Origin of the sequence: Actinacidiphila acididurans (assembly GCF_016918855.1) — a bacterium.
Taxonomy (GTDB): Bacteria; Actinomycetota; Actinomycetes; order Streptomycetales; family Streptomycetaceae; genus Actinacidiphila; species Actinacidiphila acididurans.
The window spans coordinates 50,195-67,114 of sequence record NZ_JADKYB010000028.1 but is presented as its reverse complement, the minus strand read 5'-3'; the positions used below and the strand labels follow the sequence as shown (position 1 = coordinate 67,114).

Annotated in this window: 17 protein-coding genes; 15 read left to right on the top strand and 2 right to left on the bottom strand. The window is 72.5% G+C overall.

What is annotated here, in order from left to right; genetic code table 11:
* Positions 1-204 precede the first annotated feature (204 nt).
* The 4 genes from ITX44_RS35475 to ITX44_RS35460 all read left to right on the top strand — a co-directional run bounded on the left by ITX44_RS35475 (position 205) and on the right by ITX44_RS35460 (position 4,516).
* Positions 205-915 (top strand): MBL fold metallo-hydrolase, encoded by a 711-nt coding sequence (locus tag ITX44_RS35475; protein ID WP_205363229.1) that lies wholly within the window; start codon positions 205-207, stop codon positions 913-915.
* 11 nt (positions 916-926) lie between these two features.
* A complete protein-coding gene (hisS, locus tag ITX44_RS35470; RefSeq protein ID WP_205363228.1) occupies positions 927-2,189 on the top strand; it encodes a histidine--tRNA ligase in 1,263 nt (420 codons plus the stop codon).
* A 128-nt stretch (positions 2,190-2,317) separates the two neighbouring features.
* On the top strand, positions 2,318-2,980 hold the full coding sequence (locus ITX44_RS35465) for a vitamin K epoxide reductase family protein (protein WP_205363226.1): 663 nt from the start codon (positions 2,318-2,320) through the stop codon (positions 2,978-2,980).
* A 66-nt stretch (positions 2,981-3,046) separates the two neighbouring features.
* Positions 3,047-4,516 (top strand): replication-associated recombination protein A, encoded by a 1,470-nt coding sequence (locus ITX44_RS35460; protein ID WP_205363224.1) that lies wholly within the window; start codon positions 3,047-3,049, stop codon positions 4,514-4,516.
* Between the two features lie 13 nt (positions 4,517-4,529).
* On the opposite strand, the gene ITX44_RS35455 is transcribed toward ITX44_RS35460, so the two are convergent.
* Positions 4,530-5,180: a DUF2470 domain-containing protein gene (locus ITX44_RS35455; protein ID WP_372441079.1), complete on the bottom strand. Its 651-nt coding sequence runs from the start codon at positions 5,178-5,180 to the stop codon at positions 4,530-4,532.
* A gap of 196 nt (positions 5,181-5,376) precedes the next feature.
* On the opposite strand from ITX44_RS35455, the gene rpsD reads away from it, so the two are divergent.
* Positions 5,377-5,988 carry a 30S ribosomal protein S4 gene (gene rpsD / locus ITX44_RS35450; protein ID WP_205363222.1) on the top strand — a complete coding sequence of 204 codons (612 nt, stop codon included), beginning with the start codon at positions 5,377-5,379 and terminating at the stop codon, positions 5,986-5,988.
* Here the strand turns inward: rpsD and ITX44_RS35445 are convergent.
* Positions 5,976-6,242: a hypothetical protein gene (locus tag ITX44_RS35445; RefSeq protein WP_205363219.1), complete on the bottom strand. Its 267-nt coding sequence runs from the start codon at positions 6,240-6,242 to the stop codon at positions 5,976-5,978. The genes rpsD and ITX44_RS35445 overlap by 13 nt on opposite strands.
* Positions 6,243-6,415: 173 nt before the next feature.
* Here ITX44_RS35445 and ITX44_RS35440 point away from each other — a divergent pair, with 173 nt between their 5' ends.
* The 10 genes from ITX44_RS35440 to aroQ all read left to right on the top strand — a co-directional run bounded on the left by ITX44_RS35440 (position 6,416) and on the right by aroQ (position 16,912).
* Complete coding sequence (locus ITX44_RS35440; protein WP_205363218.1) at positions 6,416-6,856, top strand: DUF948 domain-containing protein; 441 nt, start codon at positions 6,416-6,418, stop codon at positions 6,854-6,856.
* A 6-nt stretch (positions 6,857-6,862) separates the two neighbouring features.
* Positions 6,863-7,261, top strand: a complete 399-nt coding sequence (locus tag ITX44_RS35435; protein WP_205363216.1) for a DUF6167 family protein — start codon at positions 6,863-6,865, stop codon at positions 7,259-7,261.
* Complete coding sequence (gene alaS, locus ITX44_RS35430; RefSeq protein ID WP_205363214.1) at positions 7,261-9,933, top strand: alanine--tRNA ligase; 2,673 nt, start codon at positions 7,261-7,263, stop codon at positions 9,931-9,933. The genes ITX44_RS35435 and alaS overlap by 1 nt, the downstream gene beginning before the upstream one ends.
* Before the next feature lie 30 nt (positions 9,934-9,963).
* The gene (ruvX, locus tag ITX44_RS35425; protein ID WP_205363213.1) at positions 9,964-10,467 is read left to right on the top strand and encodes a Holliday junction resolvase RuvX; all 504 of its coding nucleotides are present in this window, start codon (positions 9,964-9,966) and stop codon (positions 10,465-10,467) included.
* A 100-nt stretch (positions 10,468-10,567) separates the two neighbouring features.
* Positions 10,568-12,397, top strand: coding sequence for an endolytic transglycosylase MltG (gene mltG / locus ITX44_RS35420; protein WP_205363212.1), 1,830 nt, complete (start codon positions 10,568-10,570; stop codon positions 12,395-12,397).
* A 42-nt stretch (positions 12,398-12,439) separates the two neighbouring features.
* On the top strand, positions 12,440-13,285 hold the full coding sequence (locus tag ITX44_RS35415; protein ID WP_205363211.1) for a shikimate dehydrogenase: 846 nt from the start codon (positions 12,440-12,442) through the stop codon (positions 13,283-13,285).
* Positions 13,286-13,600: 315 nt separating this feature from the next.
* Complete coding sequence (gene aroC, locus ITX44_RS35410; protein ID WP_205363210.1) at positions 13,601-14,785, top strand: chorismate synthase; 1,185 nt, start codon at positions 13,601-13,603, stop codon at positions 14,783-14,785.
* Positions 14,782-15,345: a shikimate kinase gene (locus tag ITX44_RS35405; protein ID WP_205363209.1), complete on the top strand. Its 564-nt coding sequence runs from the start codon at positions 14,782-14,784 to the stop codon at positions 15,343-15,345. The genes aroC and ITX44_RS35405 overlap by 4 nt, the downstream gene beginning before the upstream one ends.
* The gene (gene aroB / locus ITX44_RS35400; RefSeq protein ID WP_205363208.1) at positions 15,342-16,478 is read left to right on the top strand and encodes a 3-dehydroquinate synthase; all 1,137 of its coding nucleotides are present in this window, start codon (positions 15,342-15,344) and stop codon (positions 16,476-16,478) included. The genes ITX44_RS35405 and aroB overlap by 4 nt, the downstream gene beginning before the upstream one ends.
* Positions 16,475-16,912, top strand: a complete 438-nt coding sequence (aroQ, locus tag ITX44_RS35395) for a type II 3-dehydroquinate dehydratase (protein ID WP_205363206.1) — start codon at positions 16,475-16,477, stop codon at positions 16,910-16,912. Before aroB ends, aroQ begins: the two co-directional genes overlap by 4 nt.
* Positions 16,913-16,920: the final 8 nt, after the last annotated feature.

Below are 16,920 nucleotides of genomic sequence, written 5' to 3'. Positions count from 1 at the left end.
TGATGACGCACGTGCCGTCCGTGTCGCGTGCGAGGATCTTCGCGTTCCGCGCGCCCTCCGTCCAGCCCGCCGGGGGGCACGATACGAGGCGGACCTGTGCGGGCGCGATACGAGTTCGCGGCGCTCGGGCCCGCGCCGGTAGGCTTTTGACCTGCCGACGCGGCCCACACCGCCGCGGACGACACGAGCGACAGAAGGACGAACGTGCTGATTGCCGGGTTCCCCGCCGGGGCCTGGGGGGCCAATTGTTATGTGGTCGCCCCCGCCGCGGGTGAGGAGTGCGTGATCGTCGACCCGGGCCACCAGGCCGTCCAAGGCGTCGAGGACGCCCTCGCCAAGCACCGGCTCAAGCCCGTCGCGGTGATCCTCTCGCACGGCCACGTGGACCACGTGGCCTCGGTGATCCCGGTGTGCGGGGCGCACGACGTCCCCGCCTGGATCCACCCCGCGGACCGGTACATGCTCAGCGACCCGGAGAAGGCGCTCGGCCGCGCCATCGGGCAGCAGCTGCTCGGCGAGCTGACCGTCGGCGAACCCGACGACCTGCGGGAGCTGACCGACGGCGGCACCCTGGCGCTGGCGGGGCTGGAGCTCGAGGTCGCGCACGCGCCCGGGCATACCAAGGGGTCGGTGACCTACCGGCTGCCGCAGACCGCCGACGTCCCGTCGGTGCTGTTCTCCGGTGACCTGCTGTTCGCCGACTCCGTCGGACGCACCGATCTGCCGGGCGGCTCGACGACCGAGCTGTACCAGTCGCTGGCCCGCGTGTGCCTGCCGCTGGACGACTCCACCGTCGTACTGTCCGGCCACGGCCCCCAGACCACCATCGGCCGCGAGCGCGCCACCAACCCCTATCTGGGGGAGGCGGCCCGCGCCGCAGGAGCCCACCGCTCGGCTCCACGACGAGGATTGTGACGAGACCTGCTGTGAGCACGTTCCAGGCCCCCAAGGGCACCTACGACCTGCTGCCCCCCGACTCCGCGGTGTACCTGGCGGTGCGCGAGGCGATGGCCGCGCCGCTGCGCCGCGCCGGCTACGGCTACGTCGAGACCCCCGGATTCGAGAACGTCGAACTCTTCTCCCGCGGCGTCGGTGAGTCCACCGACATCGTGACCAAGGAGATGTACGCCTTCACCACCAAGGGCGGCGACAACCTGGCGCTGCGCCCCGAGGGCACTGCCTCCGTGCTGCGCGCGGCCCTGGAGGCCAACCTGCACCGCGGCGGCAACCTGCCGGTCAAGCTCTGGTACTCCGGCTCCTACTACCGCTACGAGAAGCCGCAGGCCGGCCGCTACCGGCACTTCTCCCAGGTCGGCGCGGAGGCGATCGGCGCCGAGGACCCGGTGCTGGACGCCGAGCTGATCGTGCTGGCGGTCGACGCCCACCGCTCGCTGGGCCTGAGCAACGTCCGGCTGCTGCTGAACTCCCTGGGCGACAAGGAGTGCCGCCCGGTCTACCGGGCCGCCCTCCAGGACTTCCTGCGCGGCCTGGACCTGGACGAGGACACCCGGCAGCGGATCGAGATCAACCCGCTGCGGGTGCTGGACGACAAGCGCGAATCGGTGCAGGCCCAGCTCACCGGCGTGCCGCTGATCGCCGACCACCTGTGCGAGGCGTGCAAGGCGTACCACGAGCAGGTGCGCGAGGTGCTGACCGCTGAGGGCGTGGCGTACACCGACGACCCGAAGCTGGTCCGCGGCCTGGACTACTACACCCGCACGACCTTCGAGTTCGTGCACGAGGGGCTCGGCTCGCAGTCCGCCGTGGGCGGCGGCGGGCGCTACGACGGCCTGTCGGAGATGATCGGCGGCCCCGCGCTGCCCTCGGTCGGCTGGGCACTGGGCGTGGACCGCACGGTGCTGGCGCTCAGGGCCGAAGGGGTGGAGCTGCCGCTGCCCGCCATGACCGACGTGTACGCGGTGCCGCTCGGCGAGGAGGCCCGCCGCGCCCTGTTCACCATAGTCACCGCGCTGCGCCGGGCCGGGGTCGCAGCGGACTTCGCGTACGGCGGCAAGGGCATGAAGAACGCCATGAAGTCCGCCAACCGCTCCGGCGCCCGGCTGGCGCTGGTGGCCGGCGAGCGGGACCTGGCCGAGGGCGTGATCCAGCTCAAGGACCTCGACAGCGGGGACCAGGCACCGGTCGCGCTCGACGAGATCGTCACCGCCGTCAAGGAGCGGCTCGCCTGAACCGCTCGTAAGGGTTGTCGCCGCCGTTCGTGCGAGTACGAGGGACCTTCGGCCTTATAGCGTCCACAGCACCCGCATGCACAATGGGGTTGCCCGGTCACCCCCACCGACGGAGAAGAACGGCGGCCATGACCACATCCGCGCTCGACGAGACCACACGCACGGACGGCGGCAGCGACGAACCCGGAGTTCCCGGCGGCGTGGCCGCCGGCCGCGCCTTCACCTGGCTGCTGTTGATCTGTGGCGCGCTCGGCCTGGTCGCGTCCTTCGTGATCACGGACGACAAGTTCAAGCTGCTCCAGGCCAAGGCCGAGGGCAAGACCTACACCCCCGCGTGCAGCCTGAACCCGATCATCTCCTGCACCAATGTGATGCAGAGCCCGCAGGCGCACGCCTTCGGCTTCCCGAACCCGATCATCGGACTGGTCGCCTACCCGGTGGTCATGGCCGTCGCCATGAGCCTGTTCGCCGGGGCCCGCTACCGCAGCTGGTACTGGCTGGGCCTGCAGGCCGGCGGCCTGTTCGGCGTGGTCTTCTGCTCCTGGCTGCAGTACCAGACGCTGTACACCATCGGCTCCCTGTGCCTGTGGTGCAGCCTGGCGTGGACCGTCACCATCGCGATCTTCTGGTACACGCTGGTGCACAACATCAAGCACCGCATCATCAAGGTCCCCGCGGGTGCCCGGTCGCTGGTGCTGGAGTTCCACTGGGTGGTGCCGGTGCTGTGGTACGGGATCATCGCCACGCTGATCCTGACCCGCTGGTGGTCGTACTGGAAGACCCTCGTCTGACCCTGGCGTGACCTGAGTCTCCGGCCCGGGCCGGGACTGTCGGTGGGGTGGCTTACGCTGCACAACGTGGAGCCAGATCTGTTCACCGCCGCCGCCGAGGCCCGTCAGGAGCGTGACCCCGCCGCCAGCCCGCTCGCCGTCCGGATGCGCCCGCGCACCCTGGAGGAGGTGGTGGGCCAGCGGCACCTGCTGCGGCCCGGTTCGCCGCTGCGCCGCCTGGTGGGGGAGGGCGGCGGCGGCCCGGCCGGCCCGTCCTCGGTGATCCTGTGGGGCCCGCCCGGCACCGGCAAGACCACCCTGGCGTACGTGGTGAGCAAGGCCACCAACAAGCGGTTCGTGGAGCTGTCGGCGATCACCGCGGGCGTCAAGGAGGTCCGCGCGGTCATCGAGTCCGCCAAGCGCGAGTCCGGCGGCTACGGCCGGGAGACCGTGCTGTTCCTGGACGAGATCCACCGGTTCAGCAAGGCCCAGCAGGACTCCCTGCTGCCGGCCGTGGAGAACCGCTGGGTGACCCTGATCGCGGCCACCACCGAGAACCCGTACTTCTCGGTGATCTCCCCGCTGCTGTCCCGTTCGCTGCTGCTCACCCTGGAACCGCTGGACGACGAGGACATCCGGGGCGTGCTGCGCCGGGCGCTGACCGAGGAGCGCGGCCTGGGCGGCGCGGTCACCCTGCCCGAGGACGCCGAGGCGCACTTGTTGCGGATGGCCGGCGGTGACGCCCGCCGCGCGCTGACCGCACTGGAAGCGGGCGCCGGCGCCGCCCTGGCCAAGGGCGAGGACACCATCGCCCTGGCCACCCTGGAGGAGTCCGTCGACAAGGCGGCCGTCGCGTACGACCGGGACGGCGACCAGCACTACGACGTGGCCAGCGCCCTGATCAAGTCCATCCGCGGCTCCGACGTGGACGCCGCGCTGCACTACCTGGCGCGGATGATCGTGGCCGGCGAGGATCCGCGCTTCATCGCCCGGCGGCTGATGATCTCCGCCAGCGAGGACATCGGCCTGGCCGACCCCACCGCGCTGCCCACCGCGGTGGCGGCAGCCCAGGCCGTGGCCATGATCGGCTTCCCCGAGGCGTCCCTGATCCTCAGCCACGCCACCATCGCGCTGGCCCTGGCCCCCAAGTCCAACGCGGCCACCACCGCGATCGGCGCGGCGATGGCCGACGTGCGCGACGGCAAGGCCGGCCCGGTCCCGCCGCACCTGCGAGACGGCCACTACAAGGGCGCCGCCAAACTCGGCCACGCCCGGGGGTACGTCTACCCGCACGACGTACCCGGCGCCATTGCCGCCCAGCAGTACCTCCCGGAGGAACTGCGCGGCCGCCACTACTACGACCCGACCCGCTACGGCGCCGAGGCCCGCTACGCGGACGTACTGGAACGGGTACGGGACCGGCTGGCGGGCGGCTCGGGAACCAACGCGGCAGGGGCCAACGGCGCCGGGCCCAACGGTTCGCGAAGCAGGACTTCGGGGGCCGACGGCGCGGGAAGCGGCCCCGACGGCGCGGGCGGCGACGGCTCGGGGGAGTAGGGGAGCGCCGCGCTCAGTCCTCGTCGCCCACGGCGCGGAACAGCGCGTGCAGGGCCCGGCGGGCGGCGGGCACGCCGTCCACTGGTTCGGGGAAGTCGAAGTACGCGTCGAACAGGCCGTCCGGCCCGCTGAAGCGGACCCGCAGACCGTAGGCGTCCAGCGCCAGCGGCACCGCGGTGACCGGCGGGCGACCGCCGTCCGGGCCCGACCCGGGCCGGTCGTCGATCAGCGCGCTCAGCGCCGCGACCTCCTCGGCATGGTCCGCGGCCAGATGCTGGAGGACCGCCGTCTCGTAGGGGGCCAGCGGATCGGGTGTGGCCGCCGCGAAGTCCTCGGGCTCGACGCGGCCCGCACCCCACAGGTCGTCCACCGTGACCTCGGCCGGTTCCAGCTTCAGCAGTTCGGTGCCGGACTCGAAGGCGCCGCCGGGCACCTCGGACAGCCAGCCGACGACCCGGGCCCGGCCGCGGATGCGGTGCGGCACCGCCACCGGTGCCACGTCGGTGACCTCCAGCACAGCGGCGGCCTCGCCGGAGTCGACGGCACGCACGGCGCGGACCGCGGCCGAGCCGCCCGGGAACAGCAGGAACACGTCACCGGTCGGCGCCACGAAGTGCCGCAGCGGCACCGGCGGATCCGTTTCGGCCCCGCTCAGGCCCGGAATGTCCAGGGCGAGCGAGGAGTTACCCTCGACGAGAGTTCGCGCACGCCGTGCGGCCGAGGGCCGGCGCGGCGTTTCTCGCGCTTCGGGACGCGGCTGACCAGAGCCTGATACGTCGGGCCTGGGGTTCCCGGGTCGGATCATGCGCACTCCTCGGTTAAGGTAAGCCTTACCTAATTTACATGGAGGTTCGACGCACGTGAATCAGTCGCGTCCCAAGGTCAAGAAGTCCAGGGCGCTGGGCATCGCACTCACCCCGAAGGCGGTCAGGTACTTCGAGACTCGACCGTACCCGCCCGGGGAGCACGGCCGCGGCCGCAAGCAGAACAGCGACTACAAGACCCGGCTGCTGGAGAAGCAGCGACTGCGGGCGCAGTACGACATCAGCGAGCGGCAGATGCTGCGCGCGTACGACCGGGCCCGCAAGGTGCAGGGCAAGACCGGCGAGGCGCTGATCGTGGAGCTGGAGCGCCGGCTGGACGCCCTGGTGATGCGGGCGGGCCTGGCCCGCACCATCTACCAGTCCCGGCAGATGGTCGTGCACGGCCACATCGAGGTCAACGGCCGCAAGGTCGACAAGCCTTCCTTCCGGGTCCGCCCGGAGGACGTCGTCCAGGTCCGCGAGCGCTCCCGGGAGAAGACCCCCTTCGTCGTCGCCCGCGAGGGCGGCTGGGCCGGCGAGGGCGAGTCCCCCCGCTACCTCCAGGTCAACCTGGCCGCCCTGGCCTTCCGCCTGGACCGCGAGCCCAACCGCCCCGAGATCCCGGTGATCTGCGACGAGCAGCTCGTGGTGGAGTTCTACGCCCGCTGACCTCGCAGTGGCCCCACCTCTCCGACGGCCGCGCCGATTCCGGGCCGGCCGTCGGGGGAGGGGCGCGGGTGCAGGGCGCGGTGGACCGCCGCGTCGAAGGTGAGGACGGCGCCGGCCAGGTCGTGGAAGGCGTGGTCGCAGGCCAGGGACTCCTCGGCCAAGCGGCGGGCCCGGCCGGGCTGCCCGTCGAGCCAGGCGGCACAGGCGAGTACGTACAGCGCGTACGCCCCGCTCCCGCGCCCGGCGCCACGCACCGGCCGGGGACGAATCCGGTACGGGGGCGCAGGTCCGGCGCGATAAGGTCGGTGTCCTACCGATGTGCTCGCACGGCAAGGTCGCACAGCCCGGTCGCACGAGCGGGTCGGGCGACCGGCAGGCGGCCGGTCGGGCGGTCCGAGGCGGGTCCGAGGCGAGGGAGAGCGGCAGCGTGTCCGGTGGAGAGGTGGCCGGCCTGATCGTGGCGGTGTTCTGGGCGATCCTGGTGTCGTTCCTGGCCGTCGCGCTCTTCCGGCTGGCCCAGACGCTCCGGCGCACCACCGAGCTGGTGGCCGGGATCACCAAGCAGGCCGTACCGCTGCTCGGCGAGGCCACCCGGACGCTGCGCGAGGCGCACACCCAGCTCGACCGGGTCGACACCATCACCTCCGACGTCGCCGAGGTGACCGCCAACGCCTCCGCCCTGTCCTCCACGGTCGCCACCGCCTTCGGCGGGCCCCTGGTGAAGGTCGCCGCCTTCGGTTACGGCGTGCGGCGCGCGGTGGGCCTGCAGACCGGCGACGCGGGCCGGGCCCGGGCCCGGGCGGCCACGCCCGGCAAGGTGCTGCGCGCCACCCGGCGCGGCGGCCGACGCGACCGCTCCAAGGACTGAGGCCCCATGTTCCGCCGCTTGTTCTGGTTCTTCTCCGGCGCCACCGCCGGGGTGTGGGCCACCGTCAAGGTCAACCGCGCCCTGCGCCGGCTCAGCCCCGACAGCCTGGCAGCCACCGCCGCCGACCGCGCGCTGGAGACCGGCGCGCGGCTGCGGCTGTTCGCCCGCGACGTCCGGGCCGGCATGGCGCAGCGCGAGGGCGAGTTGCACGACGCGCTGGGCCTGCGCACCGGCCACCCGGAGCTGCCCGGCCGCGCCGCGCAACGGGCGCTCGAACCCGGCGAGGACCTCCAGGGCCGGCACCACGACGACCGCGCGGGCCGGCCCGCCCGCGACAGCGACCTCCCGGCACCGCGCCGGGGCATCACGTACGACGCGCACGAGAACCGGAAGGACGAACACTGATGGAGTCGGCAGAAATCCGCCGCCGCTGGCTGCGCTTCTTCGAGGAGCGCGGGCACACCGTCGTGCCGTCGGCGTCCCTCATCGCCGACGACCCCACCCTGCTGCTGGTGCCGGCGGGCATGGTCCCCTTCAAGCCGTACTTCCTCGGCGAGGTCAAGCCGCCCTTCAACCGCGCCACCAGCGTCCAGAAGTGCGTGCGCACCCCGGACATCGAGGAAGTCGGCAAGACCACCCGGCACGGCACGTTCTTCCAGATGTGCGGCAACTTCTCCTTCGGCGACTACTTCAAGGAAGGGGCCATCAAGTACGCCTGGGAGCTGTTGACCAGCCCGCAGGACCAGGGCGGTTACGGCCTGGAGGCGGACCGGCTGTGGATCACGGTCTACGAGCAGGACGACGAGGCCGAGGCCATCTGGCGGGACGTCGTCGGCGTGCCCGCCGAGCGCATCCAGCGGCTCGGCATGGGCCCCAACTTCTGGTCCATGGGCGTACCCGGCCCCTGCGGCCCCTGCTCCGAGATCAACTACGACCGCGGCCCCGAGTTCGGCCCCGAGGGCGGCCCGGCCGTCAACGACGAGCGGTACGTGGAGATCTGGAACCTGGTCTTCATGCAGTACGAGCGCGGTGCCGGCGACGGCAAGGAGGACTTCCCGATCCTGGGTGACCTCCCTGCCAAGAACATCGACACCGGCCTCGGCCTGGAACGCCTGGCGATGATCCTCCAGGGCGTGCACAACATGTACGAGACCGACACCCTGCGCGTGGTCATCGACAAGGCCACCGAGCTGACCGGGGTGCCGTACGGCCGGTCCCACGACACCGATGTGTCCCTGCGCGTGGTCGCCGACCACATGCGCACCGCGATGATGCTCATCGGCGACGGCGTGGTCCCCGGCAACGAGGGTCGCGGCTATGTGCTGCGCCGCATCATGCGCCGCGCCATCCGGAACATGCGGATGCTGGGCGCCCACGAGGCGGTCGCCGCCGAGCTGATCGACGTCGTGCTGAACACCATGGGCCAGCAGTACCCGGAGCTGCTGACCGACCGGCAGCGCATCGAGTCGGTGGCGCTGGCCGAGGAGGCCCGGTTCCTGAAGACCCTGGCCGCCGGCACCAACATCCTGGACGCCGCGGTCACCGAGACCAAGGCAACCGGGGCCACCGTCCTGCCGGGCGACCAGGCGTTCCTGCTGCACGACACCTGGGGCTTCCCGATCGACCTGACCCTGGAGATGGCCGCCGAGCAGGGCCTGTCGGTCGACGAGGACGGCTTCCGCCGCCTCATGCGCGAGCAGCGCGACCGCGCCAAGGCCGACGCCCGCGCCAAGAAGACCGGCCACGCCGACCTGTCCGCCTACCGCGAGGTCGCCGACCGGGCCGGCACCACCGACTTCACCGGCTACCTCAGCGACACCAACGAGGCCACCGTGGTCGGCCTGCTGGTGGACGGCGTGCCGGCGCCCGCCGCGACCGAGGGCGACGAGGTCGAGGTCGTCCTCGACCGCACCCCCTTCTACGCCGAGGGCGGCGGCCAGCTCGCCGACACCGGGCGGATCCGGGTCGAGGGCGGCGCGGTGATCGAGGTCCGCGACGTGCAGCAGCCCGTGCCCGGCGTCAGCGTGCACAAGGGCGTGGTCCAGGTCGGCGAGGTGACCCTGGGCGCCAACGTGCAGGCCCGGATCGACCTGACCCGGCGCCGGGCGATCGCCCGTGCCCACAGCGCCACCCACCTGACCCACCAGGCGCTGCGCGACGCGCTCGGCCCGACGGCCGCCCAGGCCGGCTCGGAGAACTCCCCGGGCCGCTTCCGCTTCGACTTCGGCTCGCCGACCGCGGTCCCCGGCACCGTACTGACCGACGTCGAGCAGAAGATCAACGAGGTGCTGGCCCGGGAACTCGACGTCACCGCCGAGGTGATGCCGATCGCCGAGGCCAAGAAGCAGGGCGCCATCGCCGAGTTCGGCGAGAAGTACGGCGACCGGGTCCGGGTGGTCACCATCGGCGACTACTCCAAGGAGCTGTGCGGCGGCACCCACGTGGGCAACACCGCGCAGCTCGGCCTGGTCAAGCTGCTGGGCGAGTCCTCCATCGGCTCCGGCGTGCGCCGCGTCGAAGCCCTGGTCGGCGTGGACGCCTACACCTTCCTGGCCCGCGAGCACACCCTCGTCTCCCGGCTGACCGACCTGGTCAAGGGCCGCCCCGAGGAGCTGCCCGACAAGATCGCCGGGGTGCTGTCCCGGCTGCGGGACGCGGAGAAGGAGATCGAGAAGTTCCGCGCCGAGAAGGTCCTCCAGGCCGCCGCGGGCCTCGCGGAGTCCGCCGCCGACATCAACGGCGTCGCCCTGGTCACCGCCGCGGTGCCGGACGGCACCAGCGCCGACGACCTGCGCAAGCTCGTCCTGGACGTGCGTCAGCGGGCCCAGGCCGGCGGACGCCCGGCCGTCGTCGCGCTGTTCACGGTGGCCGGCGGCCGGCCGCTGACCGTGGTGGCCACGAACGAGGCGGCCCGCGAGCGCGGCATCAAGGCAGGTGAGCTGGTCCGTACCGCCGCCAAGACGCTCGGCGGCGGGGGCGGCGGCAAGGACGACGTCGCCCAGGGCGGCGGCCAGAACGCGGCCGCCGTGCCCGAGGCCGTCGAGGCGGTCCGCCGTCTCGTCGCCGAGCGGGCATGACGGACGCGCGTGAGCATGACGGGTGCGGGCATGACTGACGACCGGCAGCCGGAGCAGGAGCGGACCATGCGGCGGGGCCGGCGGCTGGCCGTGGACGTCGGGGACGCCCGGATCGGGGTCGCCTCGTGCGACCCCGACGGGATCCTCGCCACGCCCGTGGAGACCGTCCCGGGCCGGGACGTGCCCGCCGCCCTGCGCCGGCTGGCCACCCTGGTCCAGGAGTACGAGCCGATCGAGGTCGTCGTCGGCCTGCCCCGGTCGCTGAACGGCTCCGAGGGCCCGGCGGCGGCCAAGGCCCGCGCCTTCGCGCGCGATGTGGCGAAAGTCATCGCGCCGGTGCCGGTCCGCCTGGTCGACGAGCGGATGACGACCGTCACCGCCGCCGCGGGGCTGCGCGCGTCCGGAGTGAAGGCGAAAAAGGGACGCTCCGTGATCGACCAGGCCGCCGCGGTGATCATTCTGCAAAATGCCCTGGAGACCGAACGGGTGTCTGGTAAAGCTCCGGGCGAGGGCGTCGAAGCGAGCGGCCGATAGCGATACGGTAACGTTCCGCGCGACACGGCGGCGGTGCCTTGCCGCACCGCTCGTATCGCAGGTCGGCAGGCCAGTTGCCGATCGCGTACCAAGGGGACCGATGACTGACTATGGCCGGGGCACCGGCTCGGAACCGTGGCACCCCGAGGACCCGCTCTTCGGTGACGTGTACGACCAGGGCCAGGGATACCACCAGCAGCAGCCGAACCACCCCCAGCAGCAGGCCGGCTGGCAGGAAGACCCGTACGCCGGTCAGCAACCGCACTATCCACAGCAGGGCTACCCCCAGCAGGGTCAGCAGCAGTACCCGCAGGCGCAGTACCCCCAGCAGCACCCGCAGCAGGCGCCGTACCCGGAAGCACCGCAGCAGCACCCGCAGCCCGGTTACGAGGGCTACGACACCGGCGGCCACCAGATCCCGGGCTACGGCCACCAGGACCCCTACGGTGGCCAGCAGCCGCAGGACCCGTACAGCACCGGCAGCCACGACTTCTACGGCCAGGGCGGATATCCGCCGCCGCAGCAGCCCCAGTACCGGCAGCCGCAGCCGGGAATGCAGCAGCCGGGAATGCCTCAACAGGGCATGCAACAGGCCGGCCTGCACCAGGGTGTTCCGCAGGGCGGCCCCGGCATGGGTCCGGGCCAGGGACAGGGCCGGCCGATGGGACCCGGCCAGGGACCCGCGGGCCGGCCGCAGGAGCCGGCGGCCGAGCCACTGCGCGACTCGCCCGGCGGCACCGGCAGTTGGCAGCCCGAGGAAGAGGAGAGCGACCCGCGCGAGCACGCCTTCTTCGCCGGCCGTGACGAGGACGACGACGACTCCTCGTCCGACGCGGGCCGCCGCACCGGTGGCGGCAAGCCCAAGAAACGCCGCAGTGGATGCGCCTGCCTGGGGGTGGCCGTCATCCTGGCGGGCGGCCTCGGCGGCGCTGCCTACTTCGGCTACAACTTCTACGAGAGCCACTTCGGCCCGGCCCCGGACTACTCCGGCCAGGGCAGCGGCGACGTCCAGGTGCAGGTGCCCGCCGGATCGTCGCTGACCAACATGGGCAACATCCTCAAGAACGCCGATGTGGTCAAGAGCGTGGAGGCCTTCACCTCCGCGGCCAACAAGAACCCCAAGGGCCGCACCATCCAGGCCGGCGTCTTCCTGCTCCACAAGGAGATGTCCGCGGCCGACGCGGTGGCGATGATGCTGGATCCGAAGTCGCAGAACGCGATGATCGTCACCGAGGGCATGCGCGACGCGCAGGTCTACACGCTCATCGACCAGCGGCTCGGCCTCGCCTCCGGCACCACCCGGAAGACCGCCCTTGCGCAGGTCAAGCAGCTCGGCCTGCCCAGTTGGGCCGACACGAGTTCCCACGTGAAGGACCCGCTGGAGGGTTTCCTCTTCCCCTCCCGCTACAGCGTGGCCAAGGGCATGAAGCCCGAGGCGCTGCTGCGCGAGATGGTCGGCGAGGCCAACAAGCAGTTCGACCAGTTCGACATGGCGGCCGAGGCGAAGAAGCAGGGCCTCAACTCGCCGCTGCAACTGCTCACCGTCGCCAGCCTCGTCCAGGCCGAGGGCAAGACCACCGACGACTTCCGCAAGATGGCCAAGGTCGTCTACAACCGGATGAACCCGAACAATCCGGAGACGTACGGCCTCCTCCAGTTCGACTCGACGTACAACTACATCAAGAACCAGAACGCCACGAACATAAATCTCACGAAGATGAAGGCGCTGGACGACCGGTACAACACGTACCACTACAAGGGCCTGCCGCCCGGACCCATCGGCAACCCCGGCCTCGAGGCGCTCAAGGCCGCCATGAACCCGGACGGCGGCCAGTGGTACTACTTCATCTCGCTCGACGGGAAGACCACGCAGTTCACCACCAACCTCACCGACTTCAACAAGCTCAAGGCCCAGTACAAGCCGCAGTGAGCGGCTGACCGCACGCCAGAAGGACCAGCAGGAAGCGCCCTCTTGGACACCACCGCAGAAGAACCGTTCACGCGCCGTGCGGCCGTGCTCGGGTCGCCGATCGCCCACTCGCTCTCCCCGGTACTGCATCGCGCCGCGTACGCCGCGCTGGGTCTGGAGGGATGGCGGTACGACCGGTTCGAGGTGGACGAGGCGGCGCTGCCCGGCTTCCTCGACAAGCTCGACCCCGTGCAGTGGGCGGGCCTGTCGCTGACGATGCCGCTCAAGCGGGCGGTGATCCCGCTGCTGGACGAGATCAGCGAGACGGCCGCCTCCGTGGAGGCCGTCAACACGGTGGTGTTCGGCCCGGACGGGCACCGAGGCGGTGACAACACCGACATCCCCGGAATGCTCGCCGCCCTGCGCGAGCGGGGCATCACCTCGGTGCCCTCCGCCGCGGTCCTGGGCGCCGGCGCCACCGCCTCCTCCGCGCTCGCCGCCCTGGCCCGGATCTGCACCGGCGAGGTGACCGCGTACGTACGGGGGCCGGAGCGGGCCGCGCAGATGCGGCAGTGGGGCGAACGGCTCGGCGTCGCCGTCCGCATCGCCGACTGGGCCGACGCCCCCGAAGCGCTCCACGCCCCCCTGGTCGTCGCCGCCACCCCGGCCGGCGCCGCCGACCACCTCGCCCCCTCCGTCCCCCCCACCCCCGGCGCCCTCTTCGACGTCCTCTACCACCCCTGGCCCACCCCCCTCGCCGCCGCTTGGGCCTCCGGCGGTGCCCCCGTAGTGAGCGGCCTCGACCTCCTCGTCCACCAGGCCGTCCTCCAGGTCGAGCAGCACACGGGCCGCACCCCGGCCCCGCTCCAGGAAATGCGTGCCGCGGGCGAGGCAGCGCTGCGCTCCTAGGCGGCGGGCGGTTCGCCGGGAAGCGCCCCGAAGGGGCGCGGGGAACTGCGCGCTCAGCCGGCCACCGGCCGGTGGTCCGGATGCGACAGCAACTGCCCCTTCGGGCCGGTGACGACCCGCGGCCCGGTGATGGGCTTGTCGCGCAGTTCCCCGCGCCCCTGACTTCTCCCCGGCGAACCCCCGTGCGTTTCGTCCCGTGGACCACGGCGGAGCCGAAAGGCAGATCGTGGGAGGATCGGAAACGCGGTACCGGAGCCGTACGTACCCCGGAAAAACGCGAGCGTACGTACCCGGCAAAAAAATGAGGGAGCACCGTTGAGCAGGTTGCGCTGGCTGACCGCAGGGGAATCGCACGGCCCCGCACTCGTCGCGACGCTGGAGGGGCTGCCCGCGGGCGTGCCCGTCACGACCGAGCTGGTCGCGGACGCACTCGCGAGGCGGCGGCTGGGCTACGGCCGCGGCGCACGGATGAAGTTCGAGCGCGACGAGGTCACCTTCCTCGGCGGGGTCCGGCACGGGCGCTCCCTCGGCAGCCCGGTGGCGGTCATGGTCGGCAACACCGAGTGGCCCAAGTGGGAACAGGTGATGGCCGCCGACCCGGTGGACCCGGAGATCCTGGCCGGGCTGGCCCGCAACGAGCCGCTGACCCGGCCGCGGCCCGGCCACGCGGACCTGGCCGGCATGCAGAAGTACGGCTTGGACGAGGCCCGCCCGGTGCTGGAGCGGGCCAGCGCCCGCGAGACCGCTGCCCGGGTCGCGCTCGGCGCGGTCGCCCGCTCGTACCTGGCCGAGACCGCCGGTATCGAGATCGTCTCCCACGTGGTGGAACTCGGCGGCGCCAAGGCCCCGTACGGGGTGGTGCCGGTGCCCGCCGACCAGGAACGGCTGGACGCCGACCCGGTGCGCTGCCTGGACACCGACGCGAGCAAGGCGATGGTCGCCGAGATCGACCAGGCCCACAAGGACGGCGACACCCTCGGCGGCGTCGTCGAGGTGCTCGCCTACGGCGTGCCGGTCGGCCTCGGCTCGCACGTCCACTGGGACCGGCGGCTGGACGCCCGGCTGGCCGGCGCCCTCATGGGCATCCAGGCCATCAAGGGCGTCGAGGTCGGCGACGGCTTCGAGCTCGCCCGGGTACCCGGCTCCAGGGCGCACGACGAGATCGTGCCCACCCCCGACGGCATCCGCCGCGCCTCCGGCCGCTCCGGCGGCACCGAGGGCGGCATGACCACCGGCGAGGTGCTGCGGGTGCGCGCCGCCATGAAGCCGATCGCCACCGTGCCGCGGGCGCTGGCCACCGTCGACGTCACCACCGGCGAGGCCGCCCAGGCGCACCACCAGCGCTCGGACGTGTGCGCGGTGCCCGCCGCCGGGATCGTCGCCGAGGCGATGGTCGCCCTGGTGCTCGCCGACGCGGTCGCGGAGAAGTTCGGCGGGGACTCGGTGACCGAGACCCGGCGCAACGTCCGCGGTTACCTCGAGAACCTGGCGATCCGGTGACCGCCCCGAACCCCGCGGCCGGATCGGGTACGGCCGACGCCCCCGGCGGGCCCCCCGCCGTCGTCCTGATCGGGCCGCCCGGAGCGGGCAAGACCACGGTCGGGCAACTGGTCGCCGGGCTGCTGGCGACCACCTACCGGGACACCGACGCCGACATCGAGGCGGTGGCCGGCAAGCCGATCCCGGAGATCTTCATCGACGAGGGCGAGCCGCACTTCCGCGAGCTGGAGCGGGCCGCCGTGCGCGACGCGCTCGCCGGGCACGACGGGGTGCTCTCCCTCGGCGGCGGCGCGATCATGGACGAGGGCACCCGCGGGCTGCTCGCCGGACTCCCGGTGATCTTCCTCGACGTGGGCCTGCACGACGCCGTCCGCCGGGTCGGCCTGGACGCGCCGCGCCCGCTGCTGGCCGTCAACCCCCGGCAGGCCTGGCGCGAGCTGATGGACAAGCGCCGCCCGCTGTACACCGAGGTGGCCCGCGCGGTGGTCGCCACCGACGGCCGCACCCCGCAGGACGTGGCCGACGCCGTACTCGACGCACTCCACCTGAAGGACGCATGAGCGAGAACACCCAGTCCTGGTCCGCGAGCGCCACCCCCACCCGGATCCCGGTCGGCGGGACCGCGGGCACCGCGGCGTACGACGTGCTCGTCGGCCACCAGTTGCTCGGCGAGCTGCCCGGGCTCATCGACGGGCCGGCCGCGGCGGGCGGGGAGCGCGGGCGGGTGGCCGTCGTGCACCCCGAGGCGCTGGCCGGCACCGGCGAGGCCATCCGCGAGGACCTGGCCGAGCAGGGCTACCAGGCGATCGCCGTGCAGGTGCCCAACGCCGAGGAGGCCAAGACCGCCGAGGTCGCCGCCTACTGCTGGAAGGCGCTCGGGCAGAGCGGCTTCACCCGCAGCGACGTGATCATCGGCGTCGGCGGCGGCGCCACCACCGACCTGGCCGGATTCGTGGCCGCCACCTGGCTGCGCGGGGTGCGCTGGATCGCCGTGCCCACCACGCTGCTCGGCATGGTCGACGCGGCGGTCGGCGGCAAGACCGGCATCAACACCGCCGAGGGCAAGAACCTGGTCGGCTCCTTCCACCCGCCCGCCGGGGTGCTGTGCGACCTGACCGCGCTGGAGTCGCTGCCGGTCCACGACTACGTCAGCGGGCTCGCCGAGGTCATCAAGGCCGGCTTCATCGCCGACCCGGCCATCCTCGGCCTGATCGAGGCCGACCCGCAGGCGGCCCGCACCCCGCAGGGCCCGCACACCGCCGAGCTGGTCGAACGCGCCATCCGGGTGAAGGCCGAGGTCGTCTCCTCGGACCTGAAGGAGTCCGGCCTGCGCGAGATCCTCAACTACGGCCACACCCTCGCGCACGCCATCGAGAAGAACGAGCGCTACACGTGGCGGCACGGCGCCGCCGTCTCCGTCGGCATGGCCTTCGCGGCGGAACTCGGCCGGCTGGCCGGGCGGCTCGACGACGCGACCGCCGACCGGCACCGCGCCGTCCTGGAGTCGGTCGGGCTGCCGCTGACCTACCGCGGCGACCAGTGGCCCCGGCTGCTGGAGACCATGAAGGTCGACAAGAAGTCCCGCGGCGACCGGCTGCGCTTCATCGTCCTGGACGGCCTGGCCCGCCCCGCCGTCCTGGAGAGCCCCGACCCGGCCGTGCTGCTCGCCGCGTACGGGGAGGTGTCCGCGTGACCCGCCGCGTCCTGGTGCTCAACGGCCCCAACCTGGGCCGGCTCGGCTCGCGCGAGCCCGACGTCTACGGTTCGACCTCGTACACCGGGCTGGTCGAGGCGTGCACCAAGCTCGGCGCGGAACTCGGCTTCGACGTCGAGGTGCGCGAGACCAATGACGAGGGCGAACTCATCCGCTGGCTGCACGAGGCCGCCGACGGCCGCTTTCCGGTGGTGCTCAACCCCGGTGCGTTCACCCACTACTCGTACGGCATGCGGGACGCGGTCGCCCAGCGCACCGCGCCCCTGATCGAGGTGCACATCTCCAACCCCTACGCCCGGGAGACCTTCCGCCACACCTCGGTGGTGGCCGCGGTCGCCTCGGGCACGATCGCCGGGTTCGGCATCGGCTCCTACCGGCTGGCGCTGCGGGCCTTGGCCGAGGAGATCGAGTGACCCCCTGA